Genomic DNA, 16,164 nt, shown 5'->3' on the forward strand with positions numbered 1-16,164 from the left:
AGGAGGCGAAGGGGCGTACGGTGCGCGCCAAGGTGCTGGTGCCGCTCGGGCACAAGCGCTGCCCGGACTGTGAGCAGATCAAGCCGCATGGCGAATGGGAACGGAACAAGACGTCTTCGGACGGATGGTCGAGCTACTGCCGTGAGTGCAGGGCGCGCCGGAATCGCGACAGCTACTTCCGTCGTAAGTACGGTCTCACCCAGGAGGAGCTACAGGCCCTGATGGAACAGCAGGGTGGAGTATGTGCGATCTGCCTTGCTGCTCGTCCGGAGCATGTGGATCATGATCACGAAACGGGTGCTGTGCGTGGCGTACTGTGCTTCAGCTGCAACGCAGCGCTGGGCCAACTCAAAGACCGGCCGGACGCCGCCAGGCGTGCAGCCGATTACCTGGAAGGAAACGTGTGGAAGCCAACCCTCGTAGCATCGGGCGTCTACCGGCTGCCTTCCTGACGCCCGGGTCGTCCTCGTTCATGGACTTCCTCGCCGCGCACCAGCCCGAGATGCTGCCGCGCAACCGCCAGCTGCCCGCTGTGCAGGGCACGCTGGAGATCCCGCACGGCACCACGATCGTCGCCGCGTCGTTCCCCGGGGGAGTGGTGCTGGCCGGTGACCGCCGGGCCACGATGGGCAATGTCATCGCGCAGCGGGACATCGAGAAGGTCTTCCCGGCCGACGACTACTCGGCCGTGGGCATCGCCGGCACGGCCGGGCTGGCAGTGGAGATGGTCAAGCTCTTCCAGCTGGAGCTGGAGCACTTCGAGAAGGTCGAAGGGGTCTCGCTCTCCCTGGAGGGCAAGGCGAACCGCCTGTCGACGATGATCCGCAGCAACCTCGGCATGGCCATGCAGGGCCTGGCCGTGGTGCCGCTCTTCGCCGGCTGGGACGTGGACCGGCAGAAGGGCCGCATCTTCTCCTACGACGTCACCGGCGGGCGCTCCGAGGAGCACGGCTTCGCGGCCACGGGCTCCGGCTCGCTGTTCGCGCGCGGTTCGCTGAAGAAGCTGTTCCGTGAAGACCTCACGGAGGGGCAGGCCGCCACGCTCGTCGTCCAGTCGCTCTACGACGCCGCCGATGACGACTCCGCGACCGGCGGTCCCGATCTCGCGCGCCGCATCTACCCGATCGTCATCGTCATCACCGACGAGGGACTCCGGAAGCTCACCGAGGCGGAGTGCTCGGAGATCGTCCGCGCCGTCCACGAGCGCCGGCTCGAGGAGCCGGACGGCCCGCGGGCCGCTCTGCTGTGACCCTCTGAGCGACCCTCCGAGCTTCCGATGTCCTCGTCACCCACAGAAAGGGACGGATAGCGGTGTCGACGCCGTTCTATGTCTCACCCCAGCAGGCCATGGCCGACCGCGCCGAGTACGCCCGCAAGGGCATCGCGCGCGGCCGCAGCGTCGTGGTCCTCCAGTACAACGATGGCGTTGTCTTCGTCGCCGAGAACCCGTCCCGCGCGCTGCACAAGGTCAGCGAGATCTACGACCGGATCGCGTTCGCGGCGGTCGGCAAGTACAACGAGTTCGAGAACCTGCGCATCGGCGGCGTCCGCTACGCCGACCTGCGCGGCTACACCTACGACCGTGACGATGTCACGGCCCGCGGCCTGGCGAATCTGTATGCGCAGACGCTGGGCACGATCTTCTCCAGCGCGGGCGAGAAGCCGTACGAGGTGGAGCTGATCGTCGCCGAGGTGGGGGCCGCCCCCGAGGACGACCAGATCTACCGGCTGCCGCACGACGGCTCGATCGTCGACGAGCACGGCTCGGTGGCGGTCGGCGGCAACGCGGACCAGATCAGCAGCTATCTCGACCAGCGGCACCGGGACGGGATGACCCTGGGCGAGGCGCTCAAGCTCGCCGTCGAGTCGCTCGCCCGTGACACGAACGGGAGCGAGCGGACGCTGACGGCCGAGCAGCTGGAGGTCGCGGTCCTGGACCGCAAGCGGCCGCAGCAGCGGAAGTTCAAGCGGTTGCTGGGGCGGCAGCTTCAGCGGCTGCTGGAGGAGGGGTCGGGGGCGGCGGAGTCCTCGGACGCCGCCGAGGACGAGTCCACCGAGTCCACCGAGGACTGATCCGGTCCCTCCCTCGCACCAGGGCTCTGCCCCGGACCCCGGCCCGGGGTCCGGGGCAGAGCCCTGGTCACGGGGCGGCCGTCGTCGTCGTCGACGCGCGTGCGACGAGTTCCACCGGCAGGGACGCCGACCCCGCTGCCCGGCCGTCCAGGACGGCCACCAGCGCCCGCATCCCGGCCTCGCCCACCGCCTCCGCCGGCAACCGCACCGTCGTGAGCTCCGGTTCCAGCGCGCTCGCCAGCGGCAGGTCGTCGAAGCCGGTCACCGAGACGTCGTCCGGCACCCGCAGTCCCAGTCGTCGCGCCGCCTTGCAGGCGCCCGCCGCCAGTACGTCGCCGTCGCAGATCAGGGCGGTCGGCCGGGCCTCCGGCCGGTCCGGGGCCGTCAGGGCGCGTTCGGCGGCCAGGCGGCCGGACGCCACGTCGAGGGCGGCGGGCTCGGACCGCAGCACCGTCCCGGCCGTGCCGCGCAGGGCCTCCGCCAGGGCATGGGCCCGGACCCGGAAGGTCCAGGAGTCGATGTCGGCCGCGATGTGGGCGAAGCGGCGGTGGCCGAGGGCCAGCAGATGCTCCGTCACCTGCCGCATGCCGTCGGCGATGTCGAGGTTGACGGTGGCCGGGGCGTCCGTCCGTTCGGGGTCGCTGTCGAGCATCACCAGTGGCAGACCGCCCTCGCGGAGGTCGGTCAGGGCCTCGGCCGCCATCGAGGAGGCGATCACGCCGTCCAGCGTTGCGCGCGCGGAGGCGAAGGGGTCGCGGGCCGGCCCGGTGCCCTCCGGGGAGGGGTAGAGGACCACGCCCATGTCGTGCTCGGCGGCGGCGCGGGCCGCCCCCGTGTAGACACGGGCGAAGAATTCGTTGGTCAGGGCCGGGACGACCAGCAGCGCCGTCCGCGCGCGGCCGAGCCGTAGGCTCCGGGCGGTGAGATTGGGCCGGTAGCCCAGCTCGCGGGCGGCCGTGCGCACCGCCTCGGCGGTCCGCTCGGAGACCCTCCCGCGCCATTTCTCGCCCATCACCAGGGAGACCGTGGCCTGCGACACCCCCGCCGCCCGGGCCACGTCCCGGCTGGTGGCGCGTGCCGCCGCCGCGTGCCGCCCCCGGACGTTCGGCCACCGTTCGTTCCCGCGCCCCCGGCGTTCCCCGCTCTCGACCTCCGTCACCGCTGCCGCGCCCCTCTCCGCTGCCGCTGTCACCACACAGGTTGGACCCACGAGCTCCGATCATGGTACGTATAACTCTTCTAGTTATACGTAAAACCGGGATCGCTCGGTCAAAAACGATCAGTCAAGGACGAGAGGCGGACAATGGCGGCGGCGGGCGGCGGTTATGTCGACATGCTCAGAACACGGCACGCGGCGCGACTGCTGACCGGCACCCTGGTGGGGCGGCTCCCCAACGCCACGGCCGCGCTGGCGATCGTCCTCTTCGTTCGCGCCGAGGGCGGCAGCTATACCCTCGCCGGAGCGCTCTCCGCGGTATACGGCGTGGCGAACGCCGTCGGTCAGCCGCTGCTCGGCCGGGCCGTCGACCTCTACGGCCAGCCCCGCGTCATCCTGCCCTCGGCCGTGATGACCGCGCTGGGCATGGCGGCCTTCACCGTCGTCGGCCTGGACCCGGTGCCCCTGTCCTACGCGGCCATGATCGTGGCCGGCTTCTTCGCGCCGCCGCTCGAGGGCGGGCTGCGGGCCCTGTGGCCCTCGGTTCTGAAGAACGAGGACGATCTCCACGCCGCGTACTCCCTGGACGCGATAGCGCAGGAGCTGATCTACGTGGTCGGCCCGCTGATCGTCACCCGGATCGTCGCGATCTGGTCCGAGGCCGCCGCGCTGAACGCCCTGCACCTGATGGGCGTCATCGGCGCCCTCGCGGTCGTCACCTCGCCGCCCTCCCGCACATGGCGCAGCGAGCCCCGTGAGGCGCACTGGCTGGGGGCGCTCCGTTCCCGGGGGCTGCTGGTGCTGCTGGGCACTTTCTTCTGTATAGGTTCCGCGCTCGGCTCCATAGCCGTCGCCGCGGTCGCCTACGGCGACGCGAACGGTGGCGGCAACGTGGCCGGCTGGCTGCTGTCGGCCCTGGGCGTCGGCGCCCTGATCGGCGGTTCCATCCACGGTGCCCGGCAGTGGCCCGGCACCCCGGAGCAGCGTCTGCGGGTGCTCGTCGGCGGGCTGGCGCTGTTCTACGTGCCGCTGCTGCTGGTGCCGGGCGCGGTGGCGATGACGGTTCTCGCCGGGGTGGCGGGCCTGTTCCTCGCGCCCTGTCTGGCCACCGCCTTCGTGGTCGTGGACCGGCACGCGCCGCGGGGCACGGTGACCGAGGCGTTCTCCTGGCTGGTGACGTCCTTCGGCGTCGGCGCGGCGATCGGTACGGCCTTCGTGGGGCCGGCGGTCCAGTCCGGCGGTGCGCGTGCCGGTTTCCTCGTCGCGGTGGGCAGCGGTGTCGCGGCCCTGCTGGTGATCGTGGCCTTCCGGGCGTCCCTGCGGGCCCCCGAGAAGCCGTCCACCGTCGTGGCCCGGTCGGAAAATGATCGGAACGGTGCGGTCGAACCCGGTTTCAGCGCAGGGCATCAGGCGTAATGTTCAGGCATGGACCGCCGCATTTTCGGGCTGGAGAACGAGTACGGCGTCACGTGCACTTTCAGAGGACAGCGCCGGCTGTCCCCTGACGAAGTGGCGCGGTACCTCTTCCGCCGTGTCGTTTCCTGGGGCCGCAGCAGCAATGTCTTCCTGCGCAATGGCGCCCGTCTCTACCTCGATGTGGGATCGCACCCGGAGTACGCCACTCCGGAGTGCGACAGCGTGACCGAGCTGGTCACCCACGACAAGGCGGGGGAGCGCATTCTCGAAGGTCTGCTGGTCGACGCCGAGCGCCGCCTGCACGAGGAGGGAATCGCGGGCGACGTCTACCTCTTCAAGAACAACACCGACTCCGCCGGGAACTCCTACGGCTGCCACGAGAACTACCTCGTCGCGCGGCACGGGGAGTTCTCGCGTCTCGCGGACATCCTCATCCCCTTCCTTGTGACCCGGCAGTTGATCTGTGGCGCGGGGAAGGTCCTCCAGACCCCTCGCGGCGCGGTCTACTGCGTCAGCCAGCGGGCCGAGCACATCTGGGAGGGCGTCAGCTCCGCCACCACGCGCTCGCGCCCGATCATCAACACCCGGGACGAGCCGCACGCCGACGCCGAGCGCTACCGCAGGCTCCATGTCATCGTCGGCGACTCCAATATGTCCGAGACGACCATGCTGCTGAAGGTCGGCGCCACCGACCTCGTCCTGCGCATGATCGAGGCCGGTACGGTCATGCGCGACCTCACCCTGGAGAACCCCATCCGGGCCATCCGCGAGGTCAGCCACGACATCACCGGCAGACGCAAGGTGCGCCTGGCCAGCGGCCGGGAGGCCTCCGCCCTGGAGGTCCAGCAGGAGTACTACGAGAAGGCCGTGGACTTCTGCGAGCGCCGCGGCATCAGGACGGGCACGGTCGAGCGGGTCCTGGAGCTGTGGGGCCGTTCGCTGGAGGCCATCCGGGACGAGAATCTGGACCTGATCTCCACGGAGATCGACTGGGTGATGAAGTACCAGCTCATCGAGCGGTACCGGGCCAAGAACAACATCACCATGTCCCACCCCAGGATTGCCCAGATAGATCTGGCCTATCACGACATCCACCGCCGCCGGGGGCTGTACTACCTGCTGGAGAAGCGCGGCCAGGCGGCCCGGGTGTGCAATGACATCAAGATTTTCGAGGGTAAGTCGGTGCCCCCGCAGACGACCAGGGCCCGGCTGCGCGGCGATTTCATCCGTCGCGCCCAGGAACAGCGCCGGGATTTCACCGTCGACTGGGTCCATCTGAAGCTCAACGACCAGGCGCAGCGGACGGTGTTGTGCAAGGACCCCTTCAGGTCGGTCGACGACCGGGTGGAGAAGCTGATCGCGGGAATGTGAGCGCGATTCGGGAGCGTGAAGGGCACGGATGTGCGCCGGGTCCGCCGGACCCGGCGCACATCCGTGTCGGACGGGGTTGATCGGCGGGAGACAGGCCGTAGAGTGGCGCACACTGCCCAGCCACCCCTACAGCCCGAGTTGGACTTCATGAACCACACGAAGAACGCGCGTCGCCTCGCCGCGGCGTTGGCCGTGCCCGTCCTGCTGCTGACCGCCGCGGCGTGCGGGTCCGGGGACGGCAAGTCTTCCGACGCCAAGGTGACGGTGAAGGGGAAGTTCGGGGAGAAGCCCGAGATCTCCGTGCCGAAGGACGCCAAGCCGGCGGACAAGCTCGTCGTCAAGACCCTGACGCAGGGGTCGGGCGACAAGGCGGAGAAGGGTTCGTTCGTCCGCCTGGACTTCGCCGGGCAGACGATGAAGGACAACAAGCCGCTCGGTGGCACCTGGACCCCGCAGGAGGGGGCCACACCGGGCGCCCCGCGCCGGCAGCTGGTGCAGCAGCTGGGCCAGCCCAGCCAGGAGATGCCCGCGAAGGTCCTCGACGCCGTGATCGGTCAGAAGGCCGGTTCCCGGATCGAGGTCGAGGGCACGGCCAAGGCGCTCATCGGCGACCAGCTGAACCCGCAGGCGGGCGTCAAGCCCGAGGACGGCCTGGTGTGGGTCATCGATGTCGTCGGCGCCCAGAAGGTCGACGCCAAGAGCGAGGCCAAGGGCGAGCAGGCCAAGCCCGAGGAGGGCATGCCGGAGGTCAAGTACGTCTCCCAGAAGGCCGCCGAGATCACCATCCCCAAGGACACCAAGGCGCCGGCCGATCTCAAGGAGCAGGTGCTCATCAAGGGCACCGGCCCGGAGATCAAGGCCGGGGACGGCCTCATCGCCCAGTACACCGGTGTGAAGTGGGAGGACGGCAAGAAGTTCGACTCCTCCTGGGACCACGCGGGTGCCACGGCCTTCCAGATCGGCACGGGCTCGGTCGTCCAGGGCTGGGACAAGGGCCTGGTCGGCAAGCACGTGGGGGACCGGGTCGAGCTGGTGATCCCGCCGAAGCTCGGCTACGAGGGCCAGGCGCAGAGCGGCCTGGACAAGAACACGCTGGTCTTCGTCGTCGACATCGTGGGCAAGGTCTGAGCCGCGGCGGCGGTCTGCCAGAATTGCACGGTTGTCCACAGCATCTTTCGTAGGAGAACTTTCGTGAACATCGAGAAGCCCGAGATCGACTTCCCGGAGGGCCAGCCGCCGGCCGACCTCGAGATCGTCGACATCTGGGAGGGTGACGGGGCGGTCGCCAAGGCCGGCGACTTCGTGAAGGTCCACTACGTGGGCGTCGCCTTCTCCACCGGCGAGGAGTTCGACGCGAGCTGGAACCGTGGCACGCCGCTGGAGTTCAAGCTCGGCGCCGGCCAGGTCATCCAGGGCTGGGACAAGGGTGTCGAGGGCATGAAGGTCGGCGGCCGCCGCCGGCTGACCATCCCCGCGCACCTCGCCTACGGCAAGCGGGGCATCGGCCCGATCGCCCCGGGCGAGACGCTGATCTTCGTTTGCGACCTGATGGGCGTCTGAGACTTAAGCGAACGAAGGCCGAGGGCCCGTGCCGCCTGGCACGGGCCCTCGGCTTTTGTCGTTCGACCCGTGAGCGGTACGGTCAACGGTTGAGAGCACAAGTAGAGAGGGCGTCGATGGCGATTGCCAAGGCCGAGCGGCTGATGAGTCTGGCGCTGTGCCTGCTGGGCACACGTCGGCCGCTGACCAAGGGGGAGTTGCGGGGTTCGATCGAGGCGTATATCGAGGCTTCGGCTTCGAGCGGTGCCTCCGATGGCGGTGAATCCCCGAAGGACGACGCCTTCAACCGGATGTTCGAGCGGGACAAGGAAGACCTGCGCGAGCTCGGCCTGATCATCGAGACCGTCGAGGGTGTCGACGGCGAGATCGGTTATCTCGCCCGCCGCGACAGCAACCGTCTCCCCCCGATCACCCTCGATGTCGAGGAGGCGGCCGCCCTCGGGCTCGCCGCCAAGGTCTGGCAGCAGGCCCGGCTCGCCGGTGCCGCCAGTGGCGCGCTCCAGAAGCTGCGCGCCGCCGGGATGCCGATGGCGGAGGACCTGTACGAGGGGCAGAGCGCCCTGGAGACGCGCATCCCCGTGCACGAGGCGGCCTTCGAGCCGCTGATGCTCGCCGCCCGGGACCGCCGCGTCGTCGTCTTCGACTACCGCAAGGCCAACGCCGCCCGTCCCGAGCAGCGCAAGGTCGAGCCCTGGGCGCTGGAGTGCTGGCGCGGCCACTGGTACCTGGCCGGCTGGGACCGCGACCGCGACGCCGAGCGGGTCTTCCGGCTCTCCCGGATCACCGGGAAGGTCCGATCCCAGGCGCTGGCCTTCACCGGGCCCGTGCCCGACCACGTCACGGTGCGCACGACCGTCGAGAGCTGGGCGGGCGAGACGGCCACCGGTACGGCCCGGATCAAGGTGCGCGCCGGTCATGGCTATCCGCTGCGCTCCCGGGCGGTCGCCACCCGTGATCTGGGCGACGGCTGGGACGAGCTGGAGATCCCCTACGGCCATGGTCTGGACGCCTGGCTGGTGGAGTTCGGCGCCGACGTCCTGGTGCTGGAACCCGCCGAGCTGCGGGCCGATGTGATCGAGCGGCTGCGTGCCGTGGCCAAGGGCTGAGAGGAACGGGACCGACTTCTGATGGCCGGAAACGCCATTGACCAGACCCGGCGCATGCTGTCGCTGGTCACCTATCTACGGGAGCGCCCAGGCGCCCGGGTCGCCGATGTGGCCCGCGCCTTCGGCATCACCGAGGACGAGCTGATCGGCGACCTGGACGTGCTGCCCATGTGCGGCACCAGCTTCCGGGGCGGTGACCTGCTGGACATCGACACCGACGGCGACCGCATCTGGTGGCACAACCCCGACGCCTCGGGCACCTCCACCGGTGAGCCGCTGCGGCTGGCCGCCGACGAGGCCACCGCCCTGCTGGTCGCCGCGCGCGCCGTGGCGACCCTGCCCGGGCTGCGCGAGAGCGACCGGCAGGCGCTGGTCCGCGCCACCGCGAAGATCGAGGGCGCGGCCGGTGAGGCGGCGGGCGCCAGCTCCCGGCTCTCGGTGACCTTCGAGTCCGAGGGCGGGGTCTTCGCCGAGATCGACCGGGCCATCTCCGAGCGCCGCCGGGTCTGGCTGCGCTACTACTCGCCCGCGCGCGACGAGCTGACCGAGCGCGAGGTCGACCCCATCCGGCTGTTCGCCGTGGGCCACACCTATATGGAGGCGTGGTGCCGGCACTCCGAGGCCCGGCGCACCTTCCGGCTGGACCGGGTGGCCGAGATCCGGCTGCTGGACGAGGCCTCGGACCCGCCGCCGGTGGAGCTGCGGGACCTGTCCGAGGGGCTGGTCCAGCCCGCCGCCGAGGACCCCGAGGTCGTCGTCGAGGTGGGCCCGGGCGGCCGCTGGGTCGCCGAGTACTACCCCCACGACAGTGCCGAGGAGCTGCCCGAGGGCGGCCTGCGGATCACACTGCGCACTCCCGACCCCGCCTCGCTGCGGAGGCTGGCGCTGCGGCTCGGCCGGGACGGGCGGATCGTCTCGCCGGCGGCGCTGACCGACAGTGCCCGGGAGGCGGCCCGCGAGACGCTCGCGGCGTACGGAGAGTGAGGACGTACGGAGAGTGAGGGAGAGGCCGACGGTGGCAGGAGAACCACGACCGGAAGAGGCCGGGCCGGTGACGGACGTGGGGGTCGCGGTCGACGCGGTCTTCAAGGCCGCGTGCCCCGACTGCCGGGCCAGCTTCGAGCTGGCCGCCGGGGCGCTGCGGCTGGCGATCGGCGCCAGCGACCGCACCACCTTCTACTCCTTCACCTGCCCCGACTGCGGCTCCGCGGTCCGTAAGCCGGCGGGGGAGCGGATCGTCGAGCTGCTCACTGGCGGCGGGGTCCGCACCCTGCGGCTCCACATCACCGCGTAGGACGCCTCACCGCGTAGGACGTCAAGCGGCTCTTTCCGGCCATTCCCGTTGTTTCGCACTTCCCTCGTTAGGCTTCGCCCCATGTTCTGGCCCATGCTCGCCATCGCCCTCGGTTTCTGCGGTCTCGCCGTGCTCGCGGTGCTCGCCGCACGGGTGTTCGTGGAGACCGGACGGCTCGCCCGGCAGGTGTCGGAGGCGTCCCGGCGCGTCACCCGGGCGGCCGAGGACCTGGAGCGGGCCGCCGCCCCCCTCGCCGCGCAGAGCGCCCAGGCGCTGCGGAAGGACTGAGCCGGGACCGTCCGGGGGCCGGACACGGACCGGGGTCTGACCCTCCTCCCGGTAACGGGGCGGGCGGTAGTCTGGTCCGGGTGGCCCTGTGGACGAGGCGGAGGGTCGCGAGGGACCGGACGTATGCCCGGGGATTGCCGAGCGTTTACCCCTGCGCGTTACGATCGCTGCCGTACGGCTGATGGACATATGTCCGATCGGTCGGCCGGTCCCGCCAATATCCCGCTTCGGTGAGAAGGTAAACGCATATGTTCGGACGGCTCGGAGCGCCTGAGCTCATTCTTCTGCTTGTCGTCATCGTCCTCCTCTTCGGTGCGAAGAAGCTTCCCGACATGGCGCGTTCTCTCGGCAAGTCGGCCCGCATCCTCAAGAGCGAGGCCAAGGCGATGAAGGCGGAGAGCACGGACACCGCCGCCGCCCCCGCCGACCCGCCCGCCGGCGAGGCCCCCCGTACGATCAAGGCCGCCCCCGGCGATGTGACCTCCCGCCCGGTCACCGAGCCGACCGACCGTACGACCCAGCAGCGCTGATCCAGGACAGACTGAGACGGCCGCCGTCGGCGACCGTCTGCCGCACGAGATAGGGACGTGGGTTGCTCAAGTCTGCCCGCAAGAAGGAGAAGGACCCCGAGGGGCGGATGCCGCTCGCGGAGCACCTGCGCGAGCTGCGCAACCGGCTGGCAAAAGCCGTGCTGGCCATCGTCGTGGTGGCCGTCGTCGCGGCGTTCTACAACAAACAGATCATGGACTTCCTGTCCAGTCCTGTTCCCACGTGCCCCGACCGCGATCTGGCCAAGAGCCACGGCGGCAACTGCGCCGTTCTGGTGTTCAGCAATCTGACGTCGCCGTTCACCACCATCGTCAAGGTCTGCCTCCTGGTCGGCGTCACCTTCTCCTCGCCGATCTGGCTCTACCAGCTGTGGGCGTTCCTCGCCCCGGGGCTGCACAAGAACGAGAAGAAGTACACGATCGCCTTCGTGGCGACGGCCGCACCGCTCTTCCTGGCGGGCGCCTACCTGGCCTACTGGATCATGCCCACCAGCATGCAGGTCCTGCTGAGCATCACACCGGACTCGGCGGCCAACACCCTCGCGCTGGACGACATCCTGGACTTCAGCGTCCGGATGATCCTCGTCTTCGGCCTCGCCTTCGAGCTGCCGCTGATCCTGGTGATGATGAACCTGGTCGGCCTGGTCTCCGGCAGGACCATGGCCAAGTGGTGGCGCGGCGTCGTCATGGGCACCTTCGTCTTCGGCGCGGTGGCCACCCCGAGCACCGACCCGTTCGGCATGTGCGTCCTGGCCGTGCCAATCAGCATCCTGTACTTCGGCGCCGTCGGATTCTCGATCCTCAACGACAAGCGCCGGGAACGCCGCAACCCCGACCGGCTCCTCGACGACGACGAGGCGTCCCCGCTGGACCTCACCCCCCAGTCGGTCGGCGACTCCGAGCCCATGCCGAGCCTGCCCGAGCAGGACCGGCACCAGCGCGGCTACGACGACGTGACGTGATCCTTTAGGCGATCCGGGTCCGGGGCGGCCGCTCACCGAGCGGCCGCCCTGCCGTGTTCATGACCGCCGGTCACCCGGTACGGTCCCCGGGTGACCAGCGACATCACGTTATTCGTCAACCCCGCCGCGGGTCGCGGCCGCGGCTCCCGCGCCGTGCGGCCCGCGGCGGCGGTCCTGCGCGCCGCCGGTTTCTCCGTCCGTACCGTCCTCGGCCACGACGCCCCCGACGCGCTGCGCCGCGCCCGCGAGGCCGTCGCCGGAGGCACCGGAGCGCTGATCGCCGTCGGCGGCGACGGCATGGTCTCGCTCGCCCTGCGCGCCGTCGCCGGCACCCCCACCCCGCTCGGCGTGATCGCCGCCGGCACCGGCAACGACTTCGCCCGCACCGCCGGCCTGCCCGTCCGCGACCCCGCCGCGGCCGCCGCGATCGCGGCCCGCTCGCTCAAGGGCGACGGCGGCCGCCCCGTCGACCTCGGCCGGGTCGGCGACACCTGGTTCGGCACCGTCCTCGCCTCCGGCTTCGACTCACGCGTCAACGACCGCGGCAACCGGATGCGCTTCCCCACCGGACGGCTCCGCTACGACGCCGCCCTCCTCGCCGAGCTCGCCGCACTGCGCCCCATCCCGTACCGGCTGCGCCTCGACGACGGCCCCGAGCAGCACATCGAGGCCACGCTCGTCGCCGTCGGCAACGGCCGCTCCTACGGCGGCGGCATGCGTATCTGCGCGGACGCCCGGCTCGACGACGGCCTCTTCGACGTCACCGTCGTCGGCCCCTGCCGCCGCACGACCCTGCTGCGCGTCTTCCCCCGGGTCTACCGGGGCACCCACCTCACCCACCCCGCCGTCACCACCCACCGCGCCACCACCGTGACCATCGAGGCGGACGGGATCACCGGCTACGCCGACGGGGAACCCCTGGGAGCGCTGCCGCTGACGGCCGAGACCGTCCCGGCGGCGGTACGGCTCCTGGGAGCTCGATAAAGATCAGGTGACTGTCCGAGGTCCCCGGTAGGCTCGTAGACAAGATGACCGACGACATGTCCCCTGCTGAGCGCTACGCCCTGGCACGGCAGCGCACCGCCGAGCAGGCCACCGCGCTCGCCCCCTTCCGCGAGATGTACGAATTCGAGCTGGACCCCTTCCAGATAGAGGCCTGCAAGGCCCTGGAGGCGGGCAAGGGGGTGCTGGTCGCCGCGCCGACCGGCTCCGGAAAGACCATCGTGGGCGAGTTCGCCGTCCACCTGGCTCTCACCCAGGGCCGCAAATGCTTCTACACCACGCCCATCAAGGCGCTCTCCAACCAGAAGTACGGCGATCTCGTCAAGCGCTACGGCGCCGACAAGGTCGGCCTGCTCACCGGCGACAACAGCGTCAACGCCACCGCCCCCGTGGTCGTGATGACCACCGAGGTCCTGCGCAACATGCTCTACGCCGGCTCCCAGGAGCTGATCGGCCTCGGCCATGTGGTCATGGACGAGGTGCACTACCTCTCCGACCGCTTCCGCGGCGCCGTCTGGGAAGAGGTGATCATCCACCTCCCCGAGTCCGTGACCCTGGTCTCCCTCTCGGCCACCGTCTCCAACGCCGAGGAGTTCGGCGACTGGCTGGACACCGTCCGCGGCGACACCGAAGTGATCGTCTCCGAGGAGCGCCCCGTCCCGCTCTGGCAGCACGTGCTCGCCGGCCGCCGGATGTACGACCTCTTCGAGGAGGAGACCGACCACGGCGGCCGCGGCGCCGCCCGCCGCGAGGTCAACCCCGACCTGCTGCGCATGGCCCGCATGGAGAACAGTCGCGTCTACAACCCGCGCGAGCGCCGCCGCGGCAAGATGATCCGCGAGGCCGACCGCGAGCGCGAGCGCCGCCAGCGCAGCCGCATCTGGACCCCCGGCCGCCCCGAGGTCATCGAGCGGCTCGACGCCGAGGGCCTGCTGCCCGCCATCACCTTCATCTTCAGCCGCGCCGGCTGCGAGGCCGCCGTCCAGCAGTGCCTCTACGCAGGCCTGCGGCTCAACGACGACGAGGCGCGCGCCGAGGTCCGCGCCATCGTCGAGGAGCGCACCGCCGCCATCCCCGACGAGGACCTCCACGTCCTGGGCTACTTCGACTGGCTCGAAGGCCTCGAGCGCGGCATCGCCGCCCACCACGCGGGCATGCTGCCGACCTTCAAGGAGGTCGTCGAGGAGCTCTTCGTCAAGGGCTACGTCAAGGCCGTCTTCGCCACCGAGACCCTGGCGCTCGGCATCAACATGCCCGCCCGCTCGGTCGTGCTGGAGAAGCTGGTCAAGTGGAACGGCGAGCAGCACGCCGACATCACCCCCGGCGAGTACACCCAGCTCACCGGCCGTGCCGGCCGCCGCGGCATCGACGTCGAGGGCCACGCCGTGGTCCTGTGGCAGCGCGGCATGGACCCCGCCGCCCTCGCCGGCCTGGCCGGCACCCGCACGTACCCGCTGCGCTCCAGCTTCAAGCCGTCGTACAACATGGCGGTCAACCTGGTCTCGCAGTTCGGCCGGCACCGCTCCCGCGAGCTGCTGGAGACCTCCTTCGCCCAGTTCCAGGCGGACAAGTCCGTCGTCGGCATCTCCCGTCAGGTCCAGAAGAACGAGGAGGGCCTCGCCGGCTACCGCGAGGCCATCGACTGCCACCTCGGCGACTTCGAGGAGTACGCGCGGCTGCGCCGCGAGCTGAAGGACCGTGAGACCGAGCTGGCCAAGCAGGGAGCCACCCAGCGCCGGGCCGCCGCCGCGGCCGCCCTGGAGCGGCTCAAGCCCGGCGACGTCATCCACGTCCCCACCGGCAAGTTCGCCGGCCTGGCCCTGGTCCTCGACCCGGGCCTGCCGCCCGGCCGCTCCGACCGCCACCGCGGCTTCGACCACCAGGACGGCCCCCGCCCGCTCGTCCTCACCGCCGAGCGGCAGGTCAAGCGGCTCGCCGCGATCGACTTCCCGGTGCCCGTCGAGCCGCTGGAGCGGATGCGCATCCCCCGCTCCTTCAACCCGCGCAGCCCCCAGTCCCGCCGCGACCTCGCCTCCGCGCTGCGCACCAAGGCCGGGCACATAGTCCCCGACCGCCACCGCAAGGGCCGGGCCCCCGCCGCGGACGACCGCGAGATCTCCGAGCTGCGCGCCGCCATCCGCTCCCACCCCTGCCACGGCTGCTCCGACCGCGAGGACCACGCCCGCTGGGCCGAGCGCTACCACCGCCTGCTGCGCGACACCCGCCAGCTGGAGCGGCGCATCGAGGGCCGGACGAACACCATCGCCCGCACCTTCGACCGCATCTGCGCCCTCCTGACCGACCTCGACTACCTCCACGGCGACGAGGTCACCGAGGACGGCCGCCGCCTCGCCCGCCTCTACGGCGAGCTCGACCTGCTCGCCTCCGAGTGCCTCCGCGAAGGCGTCTGGGACGGTCTCAAGCCCGCCGAACTGGCCGCCTGCGCCTCCGCCCTGGTCTACGAGGCCCGCCTCGCGGACGACGCCGCCCCGCCGAAGCTGCCCACCGGGCCCGCGAAGAACGCCCTCGGCGAGATGGTCCGCATCTGGGGCCGCCTCGACGCCCTGGAGGAACAGCACAAGATCAACCAGACGGAGGGCGTCGGCCAGCGCGAACCCGACCTCGGCTTCGCCTGGCCCGCCTACCAGTGGGCCTCCGGCAGTGGCCTGGACGAGGTGCTGCGGGAGATCGAGATGCCCGCGGGCGACTTCGTCCGCTGGACGAAGCAGCTCATCGACGTCCTGGGCCAGATCGCGGCAGCCGCCCCGGCGGGCAGCCCGGTCACCCGCAACGCCCGCAAGGCGGTCGAGGGGCTGCTGCGTGGGGTTGTGGCGTACTCGTCGGTGGGGTGAGGCCACCACCCGCCGGGATCGGCCACGGCTGATCCCGGCGGCCCGGGACCGCGCGTGCCGCGCCGCGCTTACGCCGCCCTGGATTGCGTGTGCCCTGCGATGGACAGCCTGAACGCACCGGGAGACCGGAATCCGCTGTTCGGGAAGGTGCGCGCATGAAGAGAACACCGCTGAGCCGGGGCATCGCCCTCGCGATCGGCGCCGGGCTCGTGGGCCTCGTCGCCGGGGGCGCTTCGGTGCTCGTCGCCGCGCCGTCCGACGCGGCGGGCAGGGCCGCCGCGGTCGCCGTCGCTCCTCATCCCGTCAACGGCGACGTTCTCCATGTCGGCCCGAACGGAACGTTCGGCGGCATCGTCGATTGTCCCGCCGGTGAAGTCGTCACCGGTGGCGGTGGGTACGCGAGCGACCCGTACGCCCTACGGCTCAGCTCGTCCTACCAGAGCGGCCCCGGGGCCTGGGTGGCATACGGGCAGAACGTCGGCTCACGGACCGTGGACGTGTACGCCCAGGCCATCTGCACCCGCCCCTGAGACGGC

The 16,164-nt window shown here is 70.8% G+C and carries 17 protein-coding genes; 16 read left to right on the forward strand and 1 reads right to left on the reverse strand.

What is annotated here, in order from left to right; translation table 11 throughout:
• The first annotated feature begins 20 nt into the window (after nt 1-20).
• From RM609_RS19835 to prcA, 3 genes are all read left to right on the forward strand, one after another.
• Nucleotides 21-452, forward strand: coding sequence for an endonuclease VII domain-containing protein (locus tag RM609_RS19835; protein ID WP_311612656.1), 432 nt, complete (start codon nt 21-23; stop codon nt 450-452).
• Nucleotides 404-1,249 carry a proteasome subunit beta gene (prcB, locus tag RM609_RS19840; RefSeq protein ID WP_311612658.1) on the forward strand — a complete coding sequence of 282 codons (846 nt, stop codon included), beginning with the start codon at nt 404-406 and terminating at the stop codon, nt 1,247-1,249. The genes RM609_RS19835 and prcB overlap by 49 nt, the downstream gene beginning before the upstream one ends.
• A gap of 62 nt (nt 1,250-1,311) precedes the next feature.
• Nucleotides 1,312-2,073 (forward strand): proteasome subunit alpha, encoded by a 762-nt coding sequence (gene prcA / locus RM609_RS19845; RefSeq protein ID WP_311612659.1) that lies wholly within the window; start codon nt 1,312-1,314, stop codon nt 2,071-2,073.
• 67 nt (nt 2,074-2,140) lie between these two features.
• On the opposite strand, the gene RM609_RS19850 is transcribed toward prcA, so the two are convergent.
• The gene (locus RM609_RS19850) at nt 2,141-3,130 is read right to left on the reverse strand and encodes a LacI family DNA-binding transcriptional regulator (RefSeq protein ID WP_311612726.1); all 990 of its coding nucleotides are present in this window, start codon (nt 3,128-3,130) and stop codon (nt 2,141-2,143) included.
• Nucleotides 3,131-3,406: 276 nt separating this feature from the next.
• Between RM609_RS19850 and RM609_RS19855 the strand changes: the two genes are divergently transcribed.
• From RM609_RS19855 to RM609_RS19915, 13 genes are all read left to right on the forward strand, one after another.
• The gene (locus tag RM609_RS19855; protein ID WP_438828485.1) at nt 3,407-4,645 is read left to right on the forward strand and encodes an MFS transporter; all 1,239 of its coding nucleotides are present in this window, start codon (nt 3,407-3,409) and stop codon (nt 4,643-4,645) included.
• Between the two features lie 9 nt (nt 4,646-4,654).
• Nucleotides 4,655-6,016: a Pup--protein ligase gene (gene pafA, locus RM609_RS19860; RefSeq protein WP_126913428.1), complete on the forward strand. Its 1,362-nt coding sequence runs from the start codon at nt 4,655-4,657 to the stop codon at nt 6,014-6,016.
• Nucleotides 6,017-6,163: 147 nt separating this feature from the next.
• Nucleotides 6,164-7,144, forward strand: a complete 981-nt coding sequence (locus tag RM609_RS19865) for an FKBP-type peptidyl-prolyl cis-trans isomerase (protein WP_311612662.1) — start codon at nt 6,164-6,166, stop codon at nt 7,142-7,144.
• A 63-nt stretch (nt 7,145-7,207) separates the two neighbouring features.
• Nucleotides 7,208-7,576, forward strand: a complete 369-nt coding sequence (locus RM609_RS19870; RefSeq protein ID WP_311612663.1) for an FKBP-type peptidyl-prolyl cis-trans isomerase — start codon at nt 7,208-7,210, stop codon at nt 7,574-7,576.
• 116 nt (nt 7,577-7,692) lie between these two features.
• Nucleotides 7,693-8,682, forward strand: coding sequence for a helix-turn-helix transcriptional regulator (locus tag RM609_RS19875; protein WP_311612665.1), 990 nt, complete (start codon nt 7,693-7,695; stop codon nt 8,680-8,682).
• Nucleotides 8,683-8,703: 21 nt separating this feature from the next.
• Nucleotides 8,704-9,666 (forward strand): helix-turn-helix transcriptional regulator, encoded by a 963-nt coding sequence (locus RM609_RS19880; protein WP_311612667.1) that lies wholly within the window; start codon nt 8,704-8,706, stop codon nt 9,664-9,666.
• Nucleotides 9,667-9,733: 67 nt separating this feature from the next.
• Nucleotides 9,734-9,976, forward strand: a complete 243-nt coding sequence (locus RM609_RS19885) for a hypothetical protein (RefSeq protein ID WP_311612727.1) — start codon at nt 9,734-9,736, stop codon at nt 9,974-9,976.
• Between the two features lie 81 nt (nt 9,977-10,057).
• Entirely contained in the window at nt 10,058-10,264 is a 207-nt protein-coding gene (locus RM609_RS19890) for a hypothetical protein (protein ID WP_311612668.1), read from the forward strand.
• A gap of 248 nt (nt 10,265-10,512) precedes the next feature.
• A complete protein-coding gene (gene tatA, locus RM609_RS19895) occupies nt 10,513-10,794 on the forward strand; it encodes a Sec-independent protein translocase subunit TatA (RefSeq protein ID WP_311612669.1) in 282 nt (93 codons plus the stop codon).
• A gap of 62 nt (nt 10,795-10,856) precedes the next feature.
• Nucleotides 10,857-11,774: a twin-arginine translocase subunit TatC gene (gene tatC / locus RM609_RS19900; RefSeq protein ID WP_311612670.1), complete on the forward strand. Its 918-nt coding sequence runs from the start codon at nt 10,857-10,859 to the stop codon at nt 11,772-11,774.
• 90 nt (nt 11,775-11,864) lie between these two features.
• Nucleotides 11,865-12,758, forward strand: coding sequence for a diacylglycerol kinase (locus RM609_RS19905; RefSeq protein ID WP_311612672.1), 894 nt, complete (start codon nt 11,865-11,867; stop codon nt 12,756-12,758).
• 44 nt (nt 12,759-12,802) lie between these two features.
• Nucleotides 12,803-15,628 (forward strand): DEAD/DEAH box helicase, encoded by a 2,826-nt coding sequence (locus tag RM609_RS19910; protein WP_311612674.1) that lies wholly within the window; start codon nt 12,803-12,805, stop codon nt 15,626-15,628.
• 155 nt (nt 15,629-15,783) lie between these two features.
• Complete coding sequence (locus RM609_RS19915) at nt 15,784-16,158, forward strand: hypothetical protein (protein ID WP_311612676.1); 375 nt, start codon at nt 15,784-15,786, stop codon at nt 16,156-16,158.
• The last annotated feature ends 6 nt before the right edge of the window (nt 16,159-16,164 follow it).

Source organism: Streptomyces hesseae, assembly GCF_031845785.1.
GTDB classification, from domain to species: domain Bacteria; phylum Actinomycetota; class Actinomycetes; order Streptomycetales; family Streptomycetaceae; genus Streptomyces; species Streptomyces hesseae.

Excerpts from the sequence above, each read along its gene's own strand:
- RM609_RS19855 (WP_438828485.1), top strand. The coding sequence starts at position 3,407 with ATGCTCAGAACACGGCACGCGGCGCGACTGCTGACCGGCACCCTGGTG.
- pafA (WP_126913428.1), top strand. The coding sequence starts at position 4,655 with ATGGACCGCCGCATTTTCGGGCTGGAGAACGAGTACGGCGTCACGTGC.
- RM609_RS19865 (WP_311612662.1), top strand. The coding sequence starts at position 6,164 with ATGAACCACACGAAGAACGCGCGTCGCCTCGCCGCGGCGTTGGCCGTG.
- RM609_RS19875 (WP_311612665.1), top strand. The coding sequence starts at position 7,693 with ATGGCGATTGCCAAGGCCGAGCGGCTGATGAGTCTGGCGCTGTGCCTG.
- RM609_RS19880 (WP_311612667.1), top strand. The coding sequence starts at position 8,704 with ATGGCCGGAAACGCCATTGACCAGACCCGGCGCATGCTGTCGCTGGTC.
- RM609_RS19890 (WP_311612668.1), top strand. The coding sequence starts at position 10,058 with ATGTTCTGGCCCATGCTCGCCATCGCCCTCGGTTTCTGCGGTCTCGCC.
- tatA (WP_311612669.1), top strand. The coding sequence starts at position 10,513 with ATGTTCGGACGGCTCGGAGCGCCTGAGCTCATTCTTCTGCTTGTCGTC.
- RM609_RS19910 (WP_311612674.1), top strand. The coding sequence starts at position 12,803 with ATGACCGACGACATGTCCCCTGCTGAGCGCTACGCCCTGGCACGGCAG.
- RM609_RS19915 (WP_311612676.1), top strand. The coding sequence starts at position 15,784 with ATGAAGAGAACACCGCTGAGCCGGGGCATCGCCCTCGCGATCGGCGCC.